Annotated in this window: 12 protein-coding genes and 1 pseudogene; 8 read left to right on the forward strand and 5 right to left on the reverse strand. The window is 54.8% G+C overall.

The window, feature by feature from the left end; translation table 11 throughout:
• The first annotated feature begins 9 nt into the window (after nucleotides 1-9).
• The 6 genes and pseudogenes from JFU04_RS14170 to tnpC all read left to right on the forward strand — a co-directional run bounded on the left by JFU04_RS14170 (nucleotide 10) and on the right by tnpC (nucleotide 5564).
• Nucleotides 10-678, forward strand: a complete 669-nt coding sequence (locus JFU04_RS14170; protein WP_201144477.1) for a cupin domain-containing protein — start codon at nucleotides 10-12, stop codon at nucleotides 676-678.
• Nucleotides 679-680: 2 nt separating this feature from the next.
• Nucleotides 681-1838: a flavin monoamine oxidase family protein gene (locus JFU04_RS14175; RefSeq protein WP_201144479.1), complete on the forward strand. Its 1158-nt coding sequence runs from the start codon at nucleotides 681-683 to the stop codon at nucleotides 1836-1838.
• Between the two features lie 261 nt (nucleotides 1839-2099).
• A pseudogene (locus JFU04_RS14185) lies at nucleotides 2100-2816 on the forward strand (alpha/beta fold hydrolase); the annotation flags it as partial.
• A 495-nt stretch (nucleotides 2817-3311) separates the two neighbouring features.
• The gene (gene tnpA / locus JFU04_RS14190) at nucleotides 3312-3644 is read left to right on the forward strand and encodes an IS66-like element accessory protein TnpA (protein WP_120449271.1); all 333 of its coding nucleotides are present in this window, start codon (nucleotides 3312-3314) and stop codon (nucleotides 3642-3644) included.
• A complete protein-coding gene (gene tnpB, locus JFU04_RS14195) occupies nucleotides 3641-3976 on the forward strand; it encodes an IS66 family insertion sequence element accessory protein TnpB (RefSeq protein WP_162946121.1) in 336 nt (111 codons plus the stop codon). Before tnpA ends, tnpB begins: the two co-directional genes overlap by 4 nt.
• Before the next feature lie 61 nt (nucleotides 3977-4037).
• The gene (gene tnpC, locus JFU04_RS14200) at nucleotides 4038-5564 is read left to right on the forward strand and encodes an IS66 family transposase (RefSeq protein WP_201144480.1); all 1527 of its coding nucleotides are present in this window, start codon (nucleotides 4038-4040) and stop codon (nucleotides 5562-5564) included.
• 20 nt (nucleotides 5565-5584) lie between these two features.
• On the opposite strand, the gene JFU04_RS14205 is transcribed toward tnpC, so the two are convergent.
• Nucleotides 5585-6547, reverse strand: coding sequence for a DMT family transporter (locus tag JFU04_RS14205; RefSeq protein WP_120449273.1), 963 nt, complete (start codon nucleotides 6545-6547; stop codon nucleotides 5585-5587).
• 93 nt (nucleotides 6548-6640) lie between these two features.
• Here JFU04_RS14205 and JFU04_RS14210 point away from each other — a divergent pair, with 93 nt between their 5' ends.
• Both JFU04_RS14210 and JFU04_RS14215 read left to right on the forward strand, forming a co-directional pair.
• Complete coding sequence (locus JFU04_RS14210) at nucleotides 6641-7549, forward strand: LysR substrate-binding domain-containing protein (protein WP_120449274.1); 909 nt, start codon at nucleotides 6641-6643, stop codon at nucleotides 7547-7549.
• A 78-nt stretch (nucleotides 7550-7627) separates the two neighbouring features.
• Nucleotides 7628-7936 (forward strand): helix-turn-helix domain-containing protein, encoded by a 309-nt coding sequence (locus JFU04_RS14215; protein WP_201144482.1) that lies wholly within the window; start codon nucleotides 7628-7630, stop codon nucleotides 7934-7936.
• A gap of 172 nt (nucleotides 7937-8108) precedes the next feature.
• On the opposite strand, the gene JFU04_RS14220 is transcribed toward JFU04_RS14215, so the two are convergent.
• From JFU04_RS14220 to JFU04_RS14235, 4 genes are read right to left on the reverse strand one after another with little or no spacing between them, the layout of a single operon-like run.
• Complete coding sequence (locus JFU04_RS14220; protein WP_201144484.1) at nucleotides 8109-10151, reverse strand: hypothetical protein; 2043 nt, start codon at nucleotides 10149-10151, stop codon at nucleotides 8109-8111.
• Nucleotides 10152-10161: 10 nt separating this feature from the next.
• On the reverse strand, nucleotides 10162-13722 hold the full coding sequence (locus JFU04_RS14225; RefSeq protein ID WP_242485901.1) for a helicase-related protein: 3561 nt from the start codon (nucleotides 13720-13722) through the stop codon (nucleotides 10162-10164).
• A gap of 9 nt (nucleotides 13723-13731) precedes the next feature.
• Nucleotides 13732-16509, reverse strand: a complete 2778-nt coding sequence (locus JFU04_RS14230; RefSeq protein WP_201144486.1) for a DISARM anti-phage system protein DrmE domain-containing protein — start codon at nucleotides 16507-16509, stop codon at nucleotides 13732-13734.
• A gap of 2 nt (nucleotides 16510-16511) precedes the next feature.
• A complete protein-coding gene (locus tag JFU04_RS14235; RefSeq protein WP_242485902.1) occupies nucleotides 16512-23018 on the reverse strand; it encodes a hypothetical protein in 6507 nt (2168 codons plus the stop codon).
• Between the last annotated feature and the right edge of the window lie 66 nt (nucleotides 23019-23084).

Below are 23084 nucleotides of genomic sequence, written 5' to 3' on the forward strand. Positions count from 1 at the left end.
ATAACCCTCATGCTGATCAATGCCGACTTCACGCGCCGCGCCATCGTGGCGTCCCAGCAGTGCCAATGGGTGGCTTCGCCCCAGGATGGCGTCGAGCGTGTGATGCTGGATCGCGTGGGTGCTGAAAAAGCCCGTGCCACCAGCCTTGTGCGGTATGCCCCTGACTCCTGTTTCGCTCGCCATTTCCATCCCGGGGGAGAGGAGATTCTCGTGTTGTCGGGGACCTTCTCTGACGGGAGTGGGGACTACCCGGCTGGCTGGTATTTGCGCAATCCCCCCGGGTCCAGCCACCAACCCTCCAGTGCCGGGGGCGCCGTCATTTTCGTCAAGCTTCAGCAGATGCACGGAGGCGAGCAGCGCTCTGTGCGCATTGATACCCGTGACCCTGCCGCGTGGCGTCGGAAGGGTCAACGCGAGATCTGCGCGTTGTTCTGCGATGAAACAGAGCAGGTCAGTCTGCAACGCCTGACACCGCGCGAAGCGATTTTCGAAACACCGCCTGACGGCGCTGAACTACTGGTGCTGGCGGGCAACGTGACGCTGGATGGAGAGGCCTACGAACGCGGCAGCTGGCTGCGCCTGCCCGCCGGCGAGTCTGCGAACCTCCACGCTGGAGACCAAGGCGCCACTGTGTATCTCAAAACTGGCCATCTGGCCGATGTAGCGGTCGAGGAATAAGCATGCACACTGTACGCATCGCTATCGTTGGTGCTGGTTTGAGCGGCCTGTATGCCGCTTACCTGCTGGAGCGCCAGGGCATTACCGATTATGTGTTGCTGGAGGGGAGGGAAGTCCTCGGCGGTCGGATTGCGTCTATCGACGCCACCGGCCAGGCGGTCACACACACCACCGCGAACACTGACGGCATCGACCGTTTCGACCTGGGCCCCACCTGGTTCTGGCCTGACTACCAACGCGAGCTTGACCGGCTCGTGGAGGCCTTGGGCCTGGAGCGGTTTGAGCAGTTCGAGGAGGGTGACATGGTGGTGGAGCGTTCGCCCGAGGAGCACCCTGTGCGCATGCGTGGTTACGTAAACTCGCCCGCGTCCATGCGCCTGGTCGGTGGCATGGGGAGCTTGATCGAAGCCTTGCGCGAGAAACTGGCCCCAGCAAACATTATCACCGGCCACACGGTGCGCCGGCTGCGCAAATACGACGGTCATATCGAACTCGAAAGCGAAGATGCCGCAGGCCATGTCAAGGCCTGGCAGGCTGAGCATGTCTTGCTGGCGCTGCCGCCTCGCCTGGTTGAAAGCACCCTCGTATTCGAACCAGCCTTGCCTGCATCCCTGGCCCAACAGTGGCATGAAACGGGAACGTGGATGGCGCCCCAAGCCAAGTACGTCGCCCTCTATGACACGCCGTTCTGGCGGGAGCAGGGTTTGTCCGGGGAAGGCCGCAGTGCACGTGGGCCGCTGGGTGAAATCCATGACGCCTCCATGCCCGGTGGCAGCGCGGCGCTGTTTGGCTTTCTGGGTGTGCCGGCGCAAGTGCGCAGCACGGTCTCCGACGAGGTACTGCGCACCCATTGCCGTTCGCAACTCGTCCGGATGTTTGGTCCCCAGGCGGCGACGCCTAAGGCCGAGGCCATCAAGGACTGGGCGCAAGAGCCGTTCACGGCCACTGCAGTCGATGTAAATGCGGCGCCCCAGCACGCCCGGGCGCCCTCGGCCAACGCAACTTCGGGACCTTGGCAAGGGTACCTGACAGGCATCGCCAGTGAGTGGTCTCCGCAATTTTCGGGCTATGTGGCCGGTGCCGTCGAGGCCGCCGGCCTGGGCGTGAAGGCATTGGCTGAACGTGCCGCTGCGCCTGCGTTGAGTCCATCGAAGCGTTGACGTGAGATCGCGAGGCAAGGCGGCACTGATCAGCAGTGCCGGTATCTCCCGTTATTCATCATTTTTAGGAGCGACGGCTATGAACGCTACATACCGTGCCATGCAAGTCACCCGACCGGGTGTTCTTGAACTGGTGGAACGTCCGTCAACAGCACCCGGTATTGGCCAAGTGCTGATTGCTGTTGAGGCCTGCGGTATCTGTGGTGCCGATGTGGGTGACATCGAAGGGGCAGACCCTGCACTGCAGCCACCGCGCGTGCCAGGGTTATCGCCGTCGACTTGCCTGGCCTCGGGATGTCGGAGCCGCTTAAGACAACTTACAGCGGGCAGGAAGTCTCACCCTATATCTACGCATTTGCCAAACGCTTCAGCCCCGACGCACCGTTCAATTTGATGGCGCACGACATCGGTATTTGGGCGACATACCCAATGTTGGCGCAACATCCAAAAGACATTACCAAGGTGGCTTATCTTGAGTCAGTCATCCCGGATGAACTGATGTATAACTTTCCCGCGTTTACCCCGCAAGGTGAGTCAACCGCTTGGCACTTCAGTTTCTTTTCAGCGGACGACAGGCTGGCGGAAACCTTAATCGCCGGCAAAGAAAAGCTGTTTCTCTCACACTTCATCAAAAAACATGCAGAAAAGCAGTCAGTGTTTACCGATGAGCTGTTGGGGCTTTACGCAAAGTCGTATGCAAAACCGCAAACCTTGCACGCTGCATTCGAGTATTACCGCGCACTGCCACAATCGGTACAGCAAAACAAAGCGCTGTTGGCCCAAGGCCAACTGAGCATGCCGCTACTGGCTGTGGCAGGAAACGGGCGTGTTAGCCTGGGCCAGACTCAAATCGATCAGATGAACAAGTACGCTTCGAATGTACAAGGCCATGTGCTGGAAGGCTGTGGGCATTGGTTGATGGAAGAGTGCCCTTCGCTGGTCGAACCGCTCGTGGTAGGTTTTTTTGACGGGAAATGATCGAAAGATAATCAGCGATGCCCGCTATGGCGGGCATCTTGATGGTCCTTAAAGAAAGACGTGAATACAAAACAGGCATTGCGAGTGGGAGTGAACAGCCCGAGCGCAGACCGTACCAGATACATGATTTAACAAGTGGGCGATGTCAGATGTTCATAAGTAGCTCACGGGCCGCAGGCCGCTGACTCAATGTTCTCGTATATAGTGTTGTTGTTCATCGATTGATGTTCATAGACTTAGTTTCCCCACGCCATCCTTAGCCTCATCGCCCGACCTCTGACTGAATCGCCCCGGGTTTTCTAGACACTCTCCAGGCTCACGAGGCCTGTGGCCTCGCGTTTGAATTCAGCGGAAAAGGTACGGCGTTGTTTGGTCATCAGACACCTCTATTCGTATGCGTCCGGCCAAGTCATCTACCCAGCCCCGCAAAGCCAAGACATGGTGTGCACTTAAATTTAAGTGGGCACCAGTTCTAGCCTTTTAAGCGGGTATTTCATGCAGCCAACACGCCGTTCCTATTCCAAATCCTTCAAGGCCCAGGTCATTCAAGAGTGTGCCCAGCCCGGTGCTTCGATTGCCAGCATCGCTCTCAGCCATAGCCTCAACGCAAACCTCGTCCACAAATGGATTCGGGTGCACACGCACAAAAGCGCCGTGCTACAACATGCATTTATCCCATTACCCGTGCCGGTGGCCGCAGCAAGTTCGCACGCAGCGTCATCGAATATCTGTGTTGAGATCCAGCACCCACGCGGTACCGTTAAAGTGAACTGGCCCACTGAAAATGCTGCTGCATGCGCGACCTTTCTTCGAGACCTTTTACGATGATCCGCATCGACGCCATCTGGCTCGCCACCGCGCCGATGGACATGCGCGCTGGTACCGAAACTGCGTTAGCCAAGGTGGTCGCGGTGTTCGGTGCGGCGCAGCCGCACTGTGCTTATCTGTTCGCCAACCGCCGCGCCAATCGAATGAAAGTGCTGGTGCATGACGGCTTCGGAGTATGGCTGGCGACGCGCCGGTTGAACCAAGGCAAGTTTCACTGGCCTGGCATTCGTTATGGGTCTGAGATGGAGCTGGATACCGAGCAACTTCAGGCATTGGTGCTGGGTCTGCCATGGCAACGCGTAGGTTATCGAGGCTCGATCACACTGCTTTAGCGGTTGCCATTAGCCCATCGGCCTATCGCCGCAAAGCGCCTGCTCTGGCAAAATCCAGCGCATGACTTCTTTGTCCAATCTCGACCAAATGTCCCCCGACCAACTGCGTGCTTTGGCAGCGCAGTTGCTGTCGCAAGTCGACACGATGGGCAAGAAAATAAACCGTGATCAAACAGTCATCGAGAAACTGACCGTCGAGATCGCCCAGCTCAAGCGTTTGAAGTTTGCCAAGCGCAGCGAGCAGATGAATCCTGAGCAGGCCAGTTTGCTCGATGACCTGATCGATACCGATATCGCAGCGATTGAAGCAGAGCTTCAGGCTTTGCAGACAATGCCAGCGACGACCGAGAAAAAGCAGAAACCCAAGCGCACTGCATTACCGGCTGAGTTTCCACGCACACTGATCCATCACGAACCGGACAACACTCACTGCCCATGCGGCTGCGCCCTCAAGCGCATCGGTGAGGACGTTAGCGAGAAGCTGGACTACACGCCCGGCGTGTTCACCGTCGAACGCCATGTCCGTGGCAAGTGGGTCTGCGATGACTGCGAAACGCTGATCCAGGCACCGGTTCCGGCGCAGGTTATTGATAAGGGCATCCCGACTGCGGGCCTACTTGCACACGTCATGATTGCCAAGTTTGCTGACCATTTGCCGCTTTACCGTCAGGAATCGATTTTTGGTCGAGCGGGCTTGTCAATTCCACGTTCAACATTGGCTCAATGGGTTGGCATGACTGGCGTTCAGTTACAGCCGCTGGTCGATGCACTGCGCGACGTAGTCCTCGGACAGCAGGTCATCCACGCCGACGAAACACCGGTACAGATGCTCGCCCCTGGATCTAAGAAAACCCAACGCTCTTATGTCTGGGCCTACGCCACCAGCCAGTTCTGCGAAACGGCGGCGGTGGTTTACGACTTCAGCCCCAGCCGCGCCGGTGAGCATGCTCGTAACTTTCTGCAAGACTGGAGGGGCAAGCTGGTCTGCGACGATTTTGGCGGCTACAAAGCCAGTTTCGAACTGGGTGTTACCGAAATCGGCTGCATGGCCCATGCGCGGCGCAAGTTCTTCGAATTGCACGCAACTAACAAGAGCCTGCTCGCCGAACAGGCCCTGCGTTACATCCAGTTGCTGTACGAAATCGAGGGCGAAGTGCGCGACCTGGAGCCGGATTTACGACGGCGAATACGGCAAGAAAAAGCCGTGCCAGTGATGGATATGCTGCATGCCTGGATGGTGGCCCAGCGCGATCTCGTGCCTGAAGGTTCGGCTATCAGCAGAGCGCTGGATTACAGCCTGAAACGCCGGGCAGCGTTGTCGCGCTACCTTGATGACGGGGCCGTACCCATAGACAACAATTGGGCAGAGAACCAAATCCGGCCATGGGCTCTTGGACGCAAGAACTGGCTTTTCGCAGGGTCGCTACGCAGTGGAAAACGGGCTTCGGCGATCATGAGCCTGATACAGTCTGCGCGATTGAATGGACATGATCCGTATGCTTACTTGAAGGACGTTCTCACGCGCCTGCCGACGCAGCGAGCGAATGAAATAGGTCAATTGCTTCCGCATCACTGGATCCCTTCCTAATTCGAGCGGGCGAGTTTGAGTCATCTACCTTTGGCAGACGCATCATCTACATTGAGAATGCTGTGAACCGCTATTCCTGCACCTATGAGCACGGCAATAAGACCTGACGCCTCTATGGGAGTTGGAAGCCTGCCGTTAAAGAGCAAGCCGAGTAAAGCTGCGAACAAAGACTCCAGCGAAATCAACTGACCGGAAAGCACCATCGGGAGCCGTCGTGTCGCTGCGTTCCATGCCCAAGCGCCGATCACCGAAGACATAACCGCAATGACCAAGCTCCAGGTATAAAGATGTCCCGCCAAGGTGATGCTGAAACCAATGCTCGGGAGTTTAAAGAGGCCTAGCGCTTGTACAACGGGTATCAGGCACAAGGTGCCCATGCCAGCACCCGCCATCATCAACCCTGTCCAGATGCCTGTTGCAGCACGGGGAAGTTTCCCCATGGCGCTTTGATTCAGCAGACTGAAGGCTAACCACAGGGTCACTGCTAAGACAGAAAAGAATAATCCCGCTAGCCAAGACGTCTTACCTGCCTGCGGCAGATTCATGCTGCTGATATTTGAAAGGACGAGCCCAACCATCAAGAAAGTCAGTGGTAGGGCAAGACTGTGCCACTGCACCGTCTTTTCTCTCGCATTGCCAAATAAGGCGAGTAGAACAGGTACGAACCCAACAAACGCTGCCGTCAGCACGGGGCCACCGAAGATTACGCCTGCGGCAATACAGCTGCTGTACCCTAAATATCCGATTGCGCCCAGCCCTGCGGCGAGCAACTGCTGGGAGCGTTGCAATAAACGCCTCTGGGCGCGGCATAGGATCACGCCTAATGCCCCCAAGGCACCCGCGATTAGAAACCTGATGATCGTAAGGTCGTAAATGCTGTAGGCGCCAGTGACGTAAGGGGCTATGAAGTTAAGAGCCCAAGCCAGCGTAGCGAAAACGGCGAGTATCACTCCGGCGATGATATTTGAACGGGCGGTGACCATTAGCTTAAATCCAGTATGTGTTCCGCTCATATTGCCCACCGTCGCAGGTGTGTTACAAACGAGTTCTCAGGTCTGGATGCATAACGGCTGATTATGAATAAGCTTAGGAAGACATTGCCTCCGCTGACCAGTTTGCTGCCTTTTGAAGCGGCTGCCCGGCTGGAAAGCTTCTCGAAGGCCGCTGATGAGTTGCACATCACCCAGGCCGCCATCAGCCGGCAAATCCGCGGTCTTGAAGAAGATCTCGGCTTGAAGCTCTTTATCCGCCGTAATCGAGCTGTCTTTTTGACGGAGGAAGGACGGGAGTTTGGAGGAGTGGTGAGCGCGGCATTGGGAAGTATCAGCGACGGTGCTGTGGCGCTTCGAAAAACACATCGCAAAAATCGTGTCGTTTTACTTTGCCAATTATGTGAAGCCTTTTATTGGATGATGCCTCGCCTCTCCACGTTCCAAGATCAATATGCGGGAATCGAGGTTCAAGTAGTGACATCGACGCGGCCTATTACCGAATTCAATGACCACTTCGATGTTGCCCTGCAAAGCACCGGACGCGCTAGCGGCTCGTATGCTCTAGTATTTACGGCTGCCGACGAAGTCTTCCCAGTGTGCAGCCCGAGCTACCTTGCGACTGGCAAGTTGCTGAGCCTTGAAGAGCTTCGTCCGCGCAATCTTTTGCACTATCGCTCTACGCCCCCAGACTTCATGGCTTGGGAAGACTGGTTGCAGGCGTTTGGAAATACGATGGCAGATCATCCGCGAGGTACGGTGTTTGATAGCTACCCGCTGATGCTTCAGGCGGCAGTCGCGGGGCATGGCATTGCATTAGGATGGCGTCGAACTGCCGGAAAACTTATTGAAGAGGGTGCTTTGATGCAACCCTGCGCAGAAAGCGTTCCTTTGCCCCATGCAATTTCTGTTTATAAAAAAAATAGCGGAGATGAACGGATCGAAGTGCACGCGCTACTGGAGTGGCTCCAAGAACAGTTGCTCATGAAGATCTGACCACCTTCCAGAGCACTGGATACTTCAGCTTGGACAAGGTGCCTTCGGCAGACGCTTACCTCTATTCGGCGATGAGAAATGACAACGTTTAGCAAGCGCTTGAAAGAGGCGCGCAAGGCAAAAGGAGTCTCTCAGGAACGATTGGGAATAGACGCCGGGATTGAGCCAGCGTCAGCGTCGGCGAGGATGAATCAGTATGAGAAGAGGGTTCATCAGCCAGGCGAAAGCATTGTGAAGCAGATTGCTGCTGTCTTGAATTTGCCGATGCCGTATTTTTACTGCGAAAACAACGAAGAAGCGCATTTGCTCCAGTGCTTTCATTTGTTGAAAGGCAAGGGTCGCAGGGATGTGATTGATCTCGTGGAGCGACTAGTACTGGGAGGCTGATTCACTCTGCGAAAAGTTTACAAAGTGCTTTTCTTGATCGATTGGTTTAAGACAATGGAGACACAATTGAATAGAAGCAGCCTGCAAAAAAGTCCGCAGGCTATTTCTAGTCTTCAGGGGCTCATTGCTTATGGGGACAACTCTTGGTGTCTTCCGCCAGTTTAGGATCCCACTACAACCTTTCCCAAAAACCTTTCTTGATGGTAAGCGAGCACTCGCGATTGGCAGGGCCGCCGTGAATGTAAGCTCGGGATAATCCTTGGTTGAAAGTTTCGCAGCCAATCTCTATCTGTACACAGCCACTGCAGGAGTTCCCAACATCAGTGCATACGGGGTCAAACGCGCAGTTGAAGGCGAACATGCTAGCGTCATCAAACCAAGGCAGCAGGTAGTGCTGGAACAACGTAAGCAACCCCCCGGCGGTATAGTTCTGGACAGACGAAACATACAGGATGACCGACAAATCCATGGGTATCAGGTATTCCTGAATGCTCTTGGAGTCGTACCCGGTATGGCGGCGCGCGGTGAGCATGAGCGCATGGCTGATTGAGTGCAGCAGGTTGAAAGGGGCACCGTCTTCGGGGTTACGCGACGGGATTTCCCTCGCTGCTTTGCCAGGAAGCATTGCCAACACGTGATATTGGCTCAGTAGGTACGCATGACTGCGGGCTTTGTCATTGAGTACATCTTCATCCGGTGATTCGAGGTATGCCGAATCGATACACCATCGAAGCACTTTCCGAGGGTCCAGTCGGATCCACAAAGCCTCTGTTTTCGCGGACATTGCATAGATGGACGTTTTGCCTTTCATGCCCTCGTCTACGCGATCGGCAAAGGCGTTGAGCACTACCGGCGGAGCATCAGGGTTGATCGAAGGGGCGCTTCTTTCCCGTGAGTATCCCAGTGTGGCCAAGACAACTCGAAGGTCTGGGATGTGCGTGATCGAATCGATTCCATAACGCTCCTGTATGCTCTGCCACTGACCGGCAAGCATATCCTTTTGCGCGATATCTACGGTTTCTTCGATCTCCTGTTCGATCGTTCTGCCTTGGACATCATGGGGCAAGAAAACGGCTTCGAGCGTTCGTCTATTACTGACCAATTCGATCAGGGTGCTGAGCTCCGGAACTAAATTGCGTACGGCGCTGAAACAACCGGTGGATGTGGCGAGCTTTGCCTCGATCTCAGCGACCTCTTTTCGCGTTGAATCAAGCATCTGCGCCAAATCTTCATCATCTTCAGCCATCACTTCGTATTTTGCGATGCTGAGCTTTTTCCTCTCTAGTTGCGTACGCAGGGCTGCTTGTTCATTTGCATCGCCAACATTCGCCGAGAGCAGCAGAGACAGCTTTTGCTCCAGCTCACGGCCAGACATCTTTTTCAGCAAGGTGAGCGCTACACCTTCGGAAACGTCTTGGGCCATGCCCTCGGCGCCTTCGCGCGCGTCTTGCAAGCACTGCAAGAGGTTGGCGATGAGCTTGCCCTTGTCTTCGCTCAGCGCGATGTACTGGGTACTCTGGGCGTAGAAGGACTCACCACTGGTGAGTGGTGTTCCACGCTTTTGGATTTCGGCGCCGAACAAAGCACTGCAAGCAGGGCACTCGTCCTGATATGAACCCGACAGCTTATCGCCGGTTTCCACATCAAAAAACGATGAGTGGAAGAACGAGCCAGCATCTCGGTAGCCGATGCTGGTGGATCGACGAGCGGGGTGTGGGATGTGGACGGGGCTCGCATAACCGCACCGATGAACCGAAACGTAAGGAAGCTGGATCATTTCTCCCGAGCAACCTTTGCGCTTGCAAGGGATGAACCCCCTGCCATTGTGCTCCCTGATCCGTGACTGCATTTTTGAAAGCGTCCGGTCATCTGGTTCGCGCGCATCGTAGTAATCAAGCACTTTGCACCGCTTGCAGGTGAGGATCAGGGGGGCAGGCGATACAAAAATTTCAGATGGGGATTGGATTTCCAGACGCTTCTTTTCTGCGGCGGTCAAAAAGGTTGGGTCGACTTCTCCACCGGCGCTTTCCCAGTCGTGTACGAATGTCAGGACAGCTTCGCGCAACTGTGGCTTATCAACCCCTTCCAGGGCTGACCCGCTATTGTTGAGGATGCCCATAACACGCCCGTACGCTTGGTTCCTAAGGCGAATGTAGGCCCCTGGGAGGAAGGCTTCCCTGAAAAGACGGCTGCGACTCACATATTCCTTGTCCATTTTTCCTCCCTCACCTGGCTATTGCCATGAATACTTGATCAGCCGCGCTGTTGACGGGCTTGATCACAATCTGGTTTTCAATGTCGCGGAACGAGCGGAAGGGGGCATACCCGAAGATGTCACCCAATGCTTCGCTCAACGTCTGTTCGTTCTTGCTTCCCGGCCACCGCTCTAATTCAAAGAACGCATTGTCCACACGGGTAATCAATGCGATGTCGAAGCCGGCGGTAACTCGCGAGTCGAACGTATCGCTCAGCACTGCCGGGATGCGCAGCGAATTGATCACGACGGTTTTGATTTCTGCCGCAGCGACCTTTCCCATGTCGCTTCGCAGCAGCGTGACGAGGTCGGTCACCCTGTGGCTAAGGTCGCCTCCCCATCTCTGCTGTGGTGCCCAGTTGAGAAGTACCGCCGACATAACTCCGGGCAGTGTGCGGTCGATAATGTTGGGAGCGAATCTGTTGATCGGCACCGAATCCACCAGGCGATCAAGGAACGTGTGGTAGTCGCCGAAGTTCATGAACACACCAGACTCAAACAACTGATGTGATGAAAGCACGCAGAGCACTATGCCCGGGTGCACGCGCCCACTCCGAGCAGAGGCCTGGATGTATTCCGCCGTCGATTTTGGCCAGCCAGCGACGATCATGAAGTTTAATTCCGCGATGTCGACGCCGTGCGACACAACGCTGGTGGCAATGATGTGCCGACAGGTGTCGTTCGCATCCTTGGTTTCAACATGGCGAATTGCGTCGAGGATCATGTCCAGGCGAGTCTCGCCATCAAGTAATCGTGCTTTACGCTCCACATCGGTCTTGCTGTTGACCTCCTCCATATACCGCATGATTTCGGTGATGCTGCGTTTGCTGTTGGCATACACCAGGTCGGTGTTCAGGTTTTTCTCGATGTAGCGCAGGGCATCCTGACTCTGGCCATTAGTTAGGCCGATCGCCTTGAGCAGCTGAACGTCACCGTTTGCAAGCTTGTCTCGCCAGTCATCTACCTGATCCAGAAAACGCGAGCTGGCTTCCGCCACTGCTTTCATGGCGACCCGACCTCGACCAATGGGGAGAATTCCCGCAAACCAGCGACGAATCAGTTGTGAGCCTGTCTCGTCATCCTTCGCTTTACGGGCATAGAACGACTCTCCCTGGTTGACGCCTGGGGCAGGGAAGCGAACGGCGTTGCGCAGGTACAGATGATGGATGTGGTCTTCGAAATCCTTGATGGTGGCTGTTGCCGAGAGCACTTTGGGCGCCCGACCGCCGTGACTGATCTGCAGGGTACTGAGCAATGTCTCGTAATGAGCATCAAAGTTGCCCAGAGACTCGCGAAGCAAGTGCAGCTCATCCTGAACCAGCAGTGAGAAACCTGGGTCTTTCATGGGGGAGGTGGGCACCACTCTGACCACGCTAGTGCGGGTATTGTTGCCGCAGTCGAGGGCCTCCCATTTCTCTCTTCGCTGCTCAATGCGACGATGTTCGCATTTGGATCTCTGAGAGAAGCCGTGTTCAGGGCAGAAGTAACGCGCCCCACCAAAGAAGTTCACGAAGCGATGGTTGTGGCCTATGACGGCGAGTTTGTCCACCGTGCCCACCAGTACTGAAGGCAGATACCGGTAGCATTCTTCGTCCGAGACATAGATACCAATCTCCCCCTGAATGCCCTGTCCATGCTCTCCCGAATCGGCTTCGCAGTTTGACCAGCATTCTGCGTTTTTACAGACATGCTTGATGCGTGCGCGAGCCATATCGGTCGCAATACTGATGGAACCTGCGGTGCCGCAATAAGGGCAATCAGAGATGAACTGGTAGGATTTAAGGCGTTCGTTGCTGAAAGATGGCAGAAAGCCTTTCTGCAAATCTTCGCCATAGGTGCTGCTAACTCGGTTTGGCGTACCTTCACCGGTGTAATAGCCAATTGTGAATGGCCATCCTCCAAGACGCTCACGATGACGCAGTATGTTGGTCTGGGCGAGCACGAAGGAAAGCCGTTGGAATTGCTGAACGGACAACATCCGCAATGGAAATCTGAGCCAGGCAGTCGTGCCGTAATTGCGCCCCTTAAGCCGGCCATAGAGCAACGCCATGCTGATAATACCGAGGTATGCCTCAGTTTTACCGCCGCCGGTGGCGAACCAGAGTACGTCTGCTGTTTCCATGCTGCCTCGGAGTTCAGCCGAGGTGGCATGCCGCTCGTAGATCGAGCGTATCTGCGAGAGAATAAAACCGAGCTGGAATAGGTGCCATCCGGTAAACCTTTTCCCCTGAATCTTGATGGCGGCGCCCATTGCTTCGTTCATCCACTGGAAGCATTGACGCAGGTCGTCATGTTTGCGCAGAAGCTCAACACCGTCGCGGATCCGGGTAGTTTCCTCCTGAAAGGCATTGCGGTCAGCGATAGCAACATCCTTATCCGCCATCAGCCCTGCTGATTCCAACGCACTGATACGAATTGCCCACTCATCGAGGTAGCGTTCTTGTGTTTTCAGGAAGCTGTCGCAAATCAGAATTGGATCGCGTGCGAGCATTTCATAGCTCGGAGCTGAGTCCATTCCCACTTCGGCAGGCAATGGAGCATCAACCCGGGGCTGAGCGTAGGTAGGCATCCCATCCGTCATGAACAGCTTTTTTTCTACCTCAACGACCGCGCAGCTAATGCCGTAACCAGGAAGGCCGTCATTATCGCGGTAGCGGTATTCTTCCGGCTGCAGGCGATGGGGCACCTTATAGCTCTCGCCAGCAACGAGCTTGGTGACCAGGCGGGCATCCAACAGATATGGAGCGTCAACGCCAAAAGCTCGGGCGTGTTCGGTGGTCGTCTGGTTTTCCAAGAACACTTCGAGCAGGAAGCTGCCCTGGGCGCTCGTACCGAATGCCGATGGGGTGGGGCGAAGACGTGCACGCAGGTTTATCGCATAGTTGAGGATCGCATTTCGGTCACTCACGATCTGCTCATGAACGGTGCGGTTCAGGCTCGTCTGATCGGCCAGTGCGGTGTCGCTCCAGTTGTAGCTGAATTTCGCGTTGCCATTAGCGTTCGTTTGACAGCGCCGCATGACCCGAGAATCGTTCATCCAACGTTGTTGTTCCGCGTACAGCACAGCGTCTATTGCAGCTTTCCCTGAGACCCATTCGTTGGGCTTGTGGGGATCAAGATCAAGCATGATTGATGAGAAACTTACCGTGTAGCGCTTGAACGCCATGGGCAGGGTTTGGCCCCTTCTTGGCGAACCTGCATCAAGCACCAGGTTTTCTTCCACGCTGCGCAGGTCTGGAATGTAGCGATGCACTACATCGAATTGGCCGCTCAGCTCACATTTGAGCCAACCCTCCTCATCGGGAGAGACTAACAGCACGATGCCGATCGAGTTTGGAGGTTGTGGGCCTGTATAGGCTGGGTCGGGCGCTGCGCCCAAGCAACCAACCAGGCTGATGCGGCTCGGTTCGATACCGTCATACAGTTTGCCGTCTTGTGGCAGTACATCTACGTCCTTGTCACTCAGTCGCAGGCGCATCTCTTCAAGAAATGCAGCCGTCAGGCCCATTTCTTCTCGGTAATTGAGAGCCATGGTTCGTCCTTAAGATTGTGTGGTTTCCAGATGTTTACCGGCGTGATGGATGACGAGTAACTTGTCATCTGCGTCCCAGTCGAAGTGAATGCGCAATGTGCGTGAGGGATCGCGGGCGTTCCCAAGGCAGAAGTGCCTGTTCATGTTCGCAGGCTTACCCTTGTACTTGCGGTTGTCTGCGTACATACCCATCGTCACTGGGGACATTTTTGGTTCGAAGTCGATGCTTTCCAGCTTAAAATGCTCAAGCACGTCATGGAGTCGACCCGCTTTTTCACTGTAGTGGTCGTATAACTTTGTCGCCATCAGTGACAGGCAAGCCCGGAATTTTCCATGGTCACGGTACACCGAGTCACGCAGGGATTTGAGAGCCGGGTTGGTCATGTGAATACGCCCAGGATGTGTGTCCGCAACCCCATTGGCGATGTCGATCAAACCTTCCTCTTTTGACGAGATGACCTGCTTTGGGGCCGTCCGGATCGACTTCACCACCGAGATTTCGATCATGTCGTCGAAGGCCCAGCCGTCTAGCGTAAGTTGGCCGATCTCGACAGTGGTAGCACCTGCAGCTCTTTCCAGAATGGCTCTGCGAAGCTGATTGCCAATCTGCTGATGAGCGATTCGCACCTGCTCGATGGCATTGGCTATGTAGAGTGTCGCTCTCTCGGGATTTTTGGCACCGGAAAGACGTGCGAATACCGCGACCGCCGCTCGGTCACGGGGCCCGTAGACCTTGTGACGAAACCAGTTGCCCACCGTTGCGTCGCACACACTCACCTTTTCCTTGCGCAACTGGGTTTGCACCTGGGCGACTGACATTTGTGCGGAGACGGTATCGACCATTGTTCTCCAGCGGTTGGCGGCCCTGAGGAACTGCTGCATGCCCTCGGAAAGAGCCACCATCTCGAAGAGCTTTTCTTGAGTGGCGATACGCTCGTCAGTGTGTCGGAGCAGGATGATTTGATCACCTTCAGTCAGCTCATCGGGAGGCGTTGGATGAATTTCTTCCTCTCGCAGCACGAGCACTGGACGGGTCTTGCTCCAAGGCAGCTCTGCCTTCGCCTCTTCGAGGCAGATCCAGACAAGATCCTGAACCAAGGCCTCGCCGCTCTGCACAGAGGCCATAGGTTCTACGGGCTGCTCCATCATCAGATCCAGCCAATTATTGAACTCCATTGCCAACGGAATAGAGACCGCACGTTCTTTTGCCGGATACAGACTGCAATCGGGATGGGTGAACGTTTCCAGGGCCAAGGACGGCTGCAGCGTATCGATATCGTCGCATCGACGATCATTCCAGCCGAGCTGCCAGTGAGTCAGCTTGTCGCCATCGATACGGCTTTGAACGCCATGCTTAGACCACCATAGATGGAGCATGCGCTCTACAAAGGGCTTCTCATATTCGTAGGCTGGGATGGTCAGACGGCGACATGGGGTTGCTAACCAGTGCTGCCGATTTGGCCGTAGCATTCCTATGATGACGACTTCTTCGACTACCCCAGAGAACCGTCGATAGGCTTTCACGCCATCCATCGCGGTGATTTGAATGGTCTCGTTCCAGCCTTCGTCGAGTTCATTGTCGAACCAATGTTCCAGGGCTGCTACTTCATGGGAGCTGCCACACAGCACCAACGTATCAGTCTTGTTCGTGCACGAATCCTTGAGGTGTTTGAGCAGCCATCCCGCCTTGCCTGTGATGGACTGCATAAGTAATTGGTGCCAGTCCCTCAACTGCTGAATCAGGTTGCGTGAAGCCACATCTGACTCACCGAACAGGCAGCTTCCTTTGTCGGCAATTTGCAGCCATCGCTCCAGGCAACGAATTGGGAAAAGACCCGGGCGGGTCGCTGCCTGTAATGTCGTTTCCAAGTAGGGAAGGGGGAGGGACAACTCGTTGAGGCTGCGAAAAACCTTGCCGATAATGGCCAGGCGTTCCCTCAGCACGAAATCCTTTCGATCCAGTTCGCGTCGTAAACCGAAGAACCGGTCAGCGATCAGTCCCAGCTCAGAATTAGCCCTTCGATCTTGGATCACCGTCAGTTTGAACCGAGCGTCGGATCCTGCAGGTGAAGTCAATACAGCTGTATCGCCGAGCCGCATCACCCATAGATGGCTTCGAGTTCCGTTCGAGCGCATCCTGTCCAGAGATTCGCTGTCACCCAGCGATAGCAGCGTGATTCGAGGTACCTCAGGGAAACTCTCTGACAGTGCGCTATCCACGGCAGCGAAGTTTTCATTTCCTCCAAGCGTACCATCTATGACGAGAACGAAAGGCTTGCTTGCTTTGCTGATCGCTTCAACCAGCTCCATTACGTCCGTGGAGCCATCCACAACTAGCGTTTGGGAGGCGGATGCCTTGTTGCGCTTGAGGTCAGACGCTCGCAGTACGCGAGCACGCAAGGCCTTTACACGCGAGAGATCGTGGAAACCGTTACGGGGTCGGGAGATAAATACGATGTCCGGACACTGTTCCATGTTGCCCGGATTGAGCCAAGGCGAACGTATCCCCCCTTGCAGTGAATCCAGCCGGATCCGTTGCAGATATACCATCAGTCGGGTCATACCTTCCCCACCCATCAATGGCAGCGCAATCGCCACTGACTGACCGTATTTCAGAGCCCGTCCCGCCACCGCGAAACTCGTGCATTCGGCTACATCAGGAGCGGTCAAATTGATTGATGACCACGCTTCTGAGTTGGGGTGGAGCAGTTCACTAGCGGGAACTGCTCCCCACGCACCCTGCATCACCTGCACCCAGCCAGATTGACCTGTTGTTTGCTGGGTCATGATTAGGCCTTGGCCTCTTGAGGCGCCTTGCTGAGCAGGGCAGCCTTGATGCTTTCAGGAATGCGATAGAAATTTTTCTTAGCCACTCTGCAAGGAACGATGAGGCGCAAGCGGGTCAACCAACGAAGTGCCTGCTGTGGATCGACATCCCCATAGTCATCCATGAGCTGCAACTCAATATCTTCTTCATCGAAGCGCTCTTGCTCACACAGCGCGCTCAGCACCTGCCGCCCCCAGCTCACAGCGGTTACGCCGGTCTTTCCGAGGAACTCTTCCATGCTCTTAGGCTTGGCTTGAAGCACAGATGTGTAGGCCGCACCGAAGCCGCTCACCTTGACTACATCGGATTTCTTTTTCTTGGCAGCCAACAGCCTGTCCAAGGAGAAGTACCACCCCTGGCTATAGCTTTCCAAGGTGTTGGTCGATGTTGAAGTGTTCTCAAGGTTAAGCTTGTTCAGCAGGTGCGCCATTGCGGTCTTCTTCCAGACATCCAAGGCGATGAAGGGCTGCATGGTTTCTCGGCCTTGGGTGAGCTGTGGATTAGACTCCCACTGCCACAGGGCTCGCGGCGACATGAGGAAAATGACCCGAACGCGGTTGCGTTTGGCGTTGGTGTTCAGTCGTGCTTCGTGTGCAACGTCAAGCAGATCCAACGTCAGACTGATCGGTTGTTCACCTGTAATCTCAACGAAGAACATGATGTTCTTGCGAAGCGACTGAACACCAATGACACTCTCGACCAACAGCTTCTTGAACTCACTGGCTGAGCCGAGATCGGTGTCTCTTTTGTGAGCTGGAACGTAGCGGCCAGAGTTCTGGTTGGTGGTCAGGGCAGGCTCCTCTTCCCCAATCGCCAGGAGAGACTCAAGCATCCACTGAGGATCCAGCCCCAAGGCCTCCGACCCTGTGATGATGCCGACGGAGTAGTTTGAAGAGCGCGCCTCAATGGCACCAAATGTAGGCTTTTCACGCACCTCTTCGCTGATGAGCAATTTCTCGTCTCGCAGCGTAAGCGGGGATGGGCGTGTAGCGTTAACCGGATATGCGTGCGCGGACAATGGGTCGTTCTCATTGATCGCATCTACTGCAGCCAGCAGTTTGTCTTCGATGTTCTGTTGGCCGCCCACCAAGTTCATGATGTTGGTATTGCGCAGAGCGTATTCCTTGCCGCCCTCGGTGCGCCTCATGTACTGAAGTACGCCTAGGCCGCACAGCTCATCCAGAAACGCTTCAAACTGCGCATCGGTCATCGGCTCGAAGATATGCGGAGCCCACTCCTGGACAATGAGTTTCGCGCGGCTGGGAGAGAAGCTGCTGGTGCTTTGCGAGATCAGACTGTAGGCAATCAACTTGTAACGCAGGTCGAGGTTCAGCGTGATGTCAAAGCGGTCGCAGATGAGCTGTCGAATGTTCGGATCCTTTCGAATCTGCTCGATGTCTTCAGCGGTGATGGTGACCGATCCCACGCGACGGTTGTGGCGTGCATTCAGGGTCTGGATCAGTTCATGGCAGACAATGTGAATCAGGCCAGGATGGCGGTTTGTTTCGACAAGAATCCTGTTCATGAGCAAGGGAGATTCGAACTCATAACCCAAATGCCCCAATGGCTCGCGAATGAGCTGAAGCGCCTCAGCAGGGCTCATGATCGAGACCTGGATTGCGCTGCCGAGCTGATGCAGTGGGTAGTTCGGGGCATCAGCGAATCGGCGTACGTTCTCCAGACCCGCAATTACGACCTTGAACCGACCATTGCTGTTGTTCACCAGGCCACTGAGCTCACGGAAAATACGGAAGCCGTTGGCAGCATCGAGTCCCAGAATCGGATCAATTTCGTCGAGGCAAACCATGAGCGCATCTGGATTGTCTTTGGAGAAATAATTCCGCAACTCATCGACCATCCCGTCAGCGTCTGAGGGGTACGAATTTTTGACTAGACCACTTGTGACGGCAGCGTTGTGAATCGATTGCCAAACCCGATATCGGTTTTTTTCCAGTTCGTTACCAGAGAGGTTGGCACGATCCAGGTCTCCATCCATTTGGTAAAGGAACGCATGGCGACGTTGCCCAGGGTTGTTGAACAAACGCTGTGTTTCGTTGAGCAACGTTGTTTTACCCAGTTGTCTACCACCAAAGATCATGGCCGCGCCATTACGCATGGTGGTCAGCGATTTGATGTCTTTTTGGCGTCCATAGCGCATCTCCGGCGGTGCCGGCTGCATCTGGTTGCCGGTGTACGGGTTACTGAACGTCCATGGCAAGCTTAGTTGGAGGAAGGTCTTGAGCCGTTGGTGATCCGAAACGTTGAGACCAGCCAACATGGTCATCAGGACGGGATCGACATGGAGTAGCGCATGCTTCTGCTGTTTTGAAAACTTGGCCAACTCATTGCGCTCATCGTTCGAAAGCTCTTTTGCCGATATCAACACCGTGCGTTCGTGCAGGAACTGGGTCTGCTCGGTCAGCAGTGTGCGAAGCTCTGTGAGCGTCCACTCGCCGTTGGCAATCAATACGTTGATGGCCTGCTCTTCAGATTTTTGGTTGAAGAACACAATCCCACGCCCCGTATCATGCCGTTTCACGTTCAGGGTGAGGTGGGCAATGTGGCTTCGCGAGGAGAAGGCGGTACGCTGCGAGGTCGCATTGCTGAAGGAGGGCGTTACGGCCTCAAGACCTAAGGCATATAGAATACGTACCAGCTCTTCGTAGGTTGCTTTGTCCAATGACTTGACTCGGCGGCGCAGGCTGATCAGATCCTCGATGGCCAGTTTGTAATAGGCGGGCAAGGTGTCCAAAGACAAACCTTTCAAGCTTGCGCTAGAAACATGGCGGATCACTTCACGAGGATTGCGATTCTGACTCAGCATTGAATGGAGCTGTGGTTCAAGCAGGAGAAAACGCTTGAGCAGCTCAGTTCCAGATTCGGTATCGCTTTGCAGCGCCTCGCCTTTGTCTAACGAGTGCTTGAGATGTTCAAGCATCTCCTCTGCGACGGTCGTGTCATGTGTATTGAGCGCCGAGCGGATCTGTTCCTGCCACACTGCGGGTATCCAATCCACCCCGCGATCAACCAAAGCTTGGTTAACCAGTGAATCCAGGGATGCCTCAAGCTCCTGTTTCTTGGTCGTAAACTTGGTTGCGATGCTTGACTCAAGGGTGTCTAAGCTGTGGTGAATCTCGCCAATGTCATCCAGCGCCTTGAGACTTTTGAGTTGATCCTGAAGGTGCTCAAGCTCGCCACGCAGTTGGTAGTGCCGTTCATCGTCGATCAGCGAGGCGATGTTCGCGTTATCCAGCAACCCCCTTATCTGATCGCTTCGCAGGTTGCATTGGCGAACATCTTCCGAGAACGAGCGCTTGATCGCTTCGATGTTCTCCGCCATTGAGCCCTTGTGGACATCTTCATGGTTGAGCGTCAGAAGCAGTGCATGACGGAAGTTCTTACGTTCCAGCGCTTGATCGGCAAGTTCCAGATCGCTGACGCCCTTTTCAAGCAGGCTCGTTAAAAGGGCCAATTGATGATGAGGATTGTCGTCTGGCGAGGTGGCCAGCCATTCCGAAGGCCACTGAAGCCATCCATTGATTCGGGAGATCTCCCAAATCGTTTCTTCATGTCGCTCTGCCACTTTGTTGATACGTTGGAGCACATTGATGGCGAGTAGTAAGCCGGCTTGCTGTTCTGGATCTTCGGTGTTCTGGAGGCGCTGCTCCAGGTGGGCGGAAGCCGCCGTAAGCATCGTGAGGAAGCGTGGGGCGAACTTACTGACTTCGCTGGTTCGTCGACCTAGCAGGCTATGGCCTTCGACCCACCGATCGGCGACGTCAACGATCTCGTCGATTGACCTTAGGAACCAATTTTTAGCGTTGCCTTCGATCTGCGGAGCGGAGGTGCTTTCGTTCATCATCTTGTGAATTTCAGCCGTCATCAGCCGAGACTGCTCATCCTTGTCTCGATACAGATCGGCAAACGCACGAACCTCGTCTATCCGTGAAGCATCATCTTTGGTGATGCTCTCGTAAGTGAGATCAAAGTCTTCACGTGCCAAGCATTCCTTCATGGCTTTGCGAGCCGGAGCCCATCCGGTCTGCTTGTTCAAAATGCGGTCTTGCCACTCAACAAGACGGGCGGCGAGTTTGTCACGCGCCTCTTTGTCGTTGCTTGTGGGTTGCTCACGTAGGGTATCTACATCCAGACGAGTATTGTGGCTGGAGAAATTGACCACCTCTTCGATCAATCGGGAGACAGGGCCATCAAAGTTGCCAAGGACAGAGGCGAGCAAGCGGGGAGCGTTGGTCATCATTCCGAAGAACAACGTGGGCTGAAGTGTGGCGGCTAACACCAGGTAGGGAACAACACGGCCTCCTGGGCGTCGATAAATCCAGCTCTCGATGACCTCCGAAGAAAGCTGATGCAGGTTCTGCTGAACTCGGGTTACGGTCGCAGAGTCACCTCGCCAAACGTGCATTCCATGGTAAGCCGCCTGAACCAGTGGCAACGACAGCAGATCACCCGCTAGGCCCATTCGACCTGCAATTTCCAGCGTCTTGCTGGCCATTGGAAGCTGCCCGCGCTTCATCCAAAGCAATGCGATGTTTTCTACGGCAATCGCGGGAACGACATTCATCGTCTGCTGACAATGCTCCAACCGCTCTAGGGCTTCCTTTGGCTGACTGAAGAATCGAGAGACTTTGACTTCATCTTCCGTCGCTTGCTGTGTAGCTGACTCATCAGCTACATCGTTCTCGATACTGATGAAGGTCGGATCTGAGGCTACCTCTTGCTCCTCAACCTGATAAACAGGATTGACGGCTGGGTCAAACGCTACGTTGATTTCAGACTCGGTAAGAGGCTTCGGCTCTGGGGCTGGCTCGGAAACAGCCATTTGTTGCGGCTCGTCAGGGGCCACAGGCTCTTCATCGCCTGCATCAATTCCATCCGCGTCCAAATCCACCGCAGTGATCGCAGATACATCGCCAGCAAGGATTTTACTTTGTGTATCTGGCTGGTCGGGAAGCGCGAACGTGGCCAGATCATCAAAAGATGGTCTTGACCAAGCGGTAATGGCAGCCTTGGTTGAAGGGTGGAAAGCCTCCGGTGTCAGATCGACATCTTGGCCATCTGCTGAGAGTGTATCGAGCTGATAGCCAGGTGGCAGCAGCAGGTCACAACCTTGCTGTTCTACCTCTTGATGCAGCCTAATACTTCTGACGCGAGACTCTTCTGCCTCGGTGATGCTGCTGCGCAGTTCGCCTTTCTCACGAAAATTGGCAACCTTGAGCCTCTCGTTGAAATCAGCCAGATCGCTCTCGATTTGGACGCAACGCGCTTGTTCTTCATCAAGGCGAGTTTTGATTGTGACTGACCCTACCTCTCGCTCTTCGGTCAAATCAGCCAAGAAGGTTTCCGGTACCTCATCCTGCAACCGCTCGTTGAAAAACTCCAGCCAGGCCGCTCTAAAGGCTATGAGGAACTCTTCGTCATCGAAATCTTGTAGTGACAGCTCACGACCAATCTTGATCAGGACGTCGATGCACTCGCCAAGTATCTTGCGAACCGCGTCATCGCTGAGTGAGTATTCCTCCTTCAGACGAGGAAGATTTGAGGTGATCAGCGCCTCGATTTGCTCGGCATAGTGGAGGTTGCCTAAATCGGATTTTGCGCGCTCAGCTAGCTGGAACAACTCGGTATAAAGGTCATACAGGCTCAAGGGAGCGGCAGAGGCATCTACTGCCGGTGGCTCGACGGCTGTTTCTGCCTGATCTACCTCGTCTAACGAGGCGATCTCGCCCACCTGTCTAGCCTTCCTCACATCCTCCAGCATCGTGGAATAGTATCCCATCAGCTCCGGTTGGCACGTCAAGAAAACACCCAGGAGCTCATTGCCGAAAGGCGTGGCCAAAGCGTAGACACCATCCGCCAACGCACGCCGCTCGTCATTGCTGAGTCTGTCCCATTTCGCCAGTTGATCGAGCAGGATGCCCACCATTCCGCCCAGCTGATTTACGTACGTGCGCCCCTTAATGAAGTCCTTTAATCCGGCTTCCCAGTTTTTTCCGTTATCAACCCAACCAAGCCGTTTTTCGAGCATGGTGCTCAAAGTGTCCTGGTCTTCCTGGGTGAGCTCACCGAAACGTTCCGCAACTGCGCCTTTGAGTTCATGCCAAGTCGGGTCTATGTCGTTCAAAACGACTCTTTCCCAGCTGCGGTAGCCGTCAATTCTTTTCGACTTTTTGAGCAGGCGCTGCTGGATGTTGAACAAGTCTCTGAGTAGGAGCTTTAGGCGACCTATAGAGGTCTTTTGAAAGTCCATAACCCTAGAACCGGGTTTCACTTTCGCCTGCTCGATTCGGCGAAGAGCCCTGGACATGCCGATCATCCTTTCAAGTACGGAGGCGTCGAGCTCACCGGTTTCAGGATTTAACATGGCGTGGTCTGGGAAACCGACCCCATCAACAGAAAATTGCTCAATGAGGGATTGGTCGACTGAATCGGTGCAAATCAGATTTGGCATTTGATATCCATATCAGACTAAGGGGGGGAGCTCGCCGGAGTTATGCCTCTCTCCAAATCGCTAACA

The sequence above is a fragment of the Pseudomonas sp. TH21 genome (assembly GCF_016651025.1).
Classification (GTDB): domain Bacteria; phylum Pseudomonadota; class Gammaproteobacteria; order Pseudomonadales; family Pseudomonadaceae; genus Aquipseudomonas; species Aquipseudomonas aylmerensis.

Coding starts and splice junctions, on each gene's coding strand:
- JFU04_RS14170 (WP_201144477.1), top strand. CDS start 10: ATGCTGATCAATGCCGACTTCACGCGCCGCGCCATCGTGGCGTCCCAG.
- JFU04_RS14175 (WP_201144479.1), top strand. CDS start 681: ATGCACACTGTACGCATCGCTATCGTTGGTGCTGGTTTGAGCGGCCTG.
- tnpA (WP_120449271.1), top strand. CDS start 3,312: ATGCAGCCAACACGCCGTTCCTATTCCAAATCCTTCAAGGCCCAGGTC.
- tnpB (WP_162946121.1), top strand. CDS start 3,641: ATGATCCGCATCGACGCCATCTGGCTCGCCACCGCGCCGATGGACATG.
- tnpC (WP_201144480.1), top strand. CDS start 4,038: ATGACTTCTTTGTCCAATCTCGACCAAATGTCCCCCGACCAACTGCGT.
- JFU04_RS14205 (WP_120449273.1), bottom strand. CDS start 6,547: ATGGTCACCGCCCGTTCAAATATCATCGCCGGAGTGATACTCGCCGTT.
- JFU04_RS14210 (WP_120449274.1), top strand. CDS start 6,641: ATGAATAAGCTTAGGAAGACATTGCCTCCGCTGACCAGTTTGCTGCCT.
- JFU04_RS14215 (WP_201144482.1), top strand. CDS start 7,628: ATGACAACGTTTAGCAAGCGCTTGAAAGAGGCGCGCAAGGCAAAAGGA.
- JFU04_RS14220 (WP_201144484.1), bottom strand. CDS start 10,151: ATGGACAAGGAATATGTGAGTCGCAGCCGTCTTTTCAGGGAAGCCTTC.
- JFU04_RS14225 (WP_242485901.1), bottom strand. CDS start 13,722: ATGGCTCTCAATTACCGAGAAGAAATGGGCCTGACGGCTGCATTTCTT.
- JFU04_RS14230 (WP_201144486.1), bottom strand. CDS start 16,509: ATGACCCAGCAAACAACAGGTCAATCTGGCTGGGTGCAGGTGATGCAG.
- JFU04_RS14235 (WP_242485902.1), bottom strand. CDS start 23,018: ATGCCAAATCTGATTTGCACCGATTCAGTCGACCAATCCCTCATTGAG.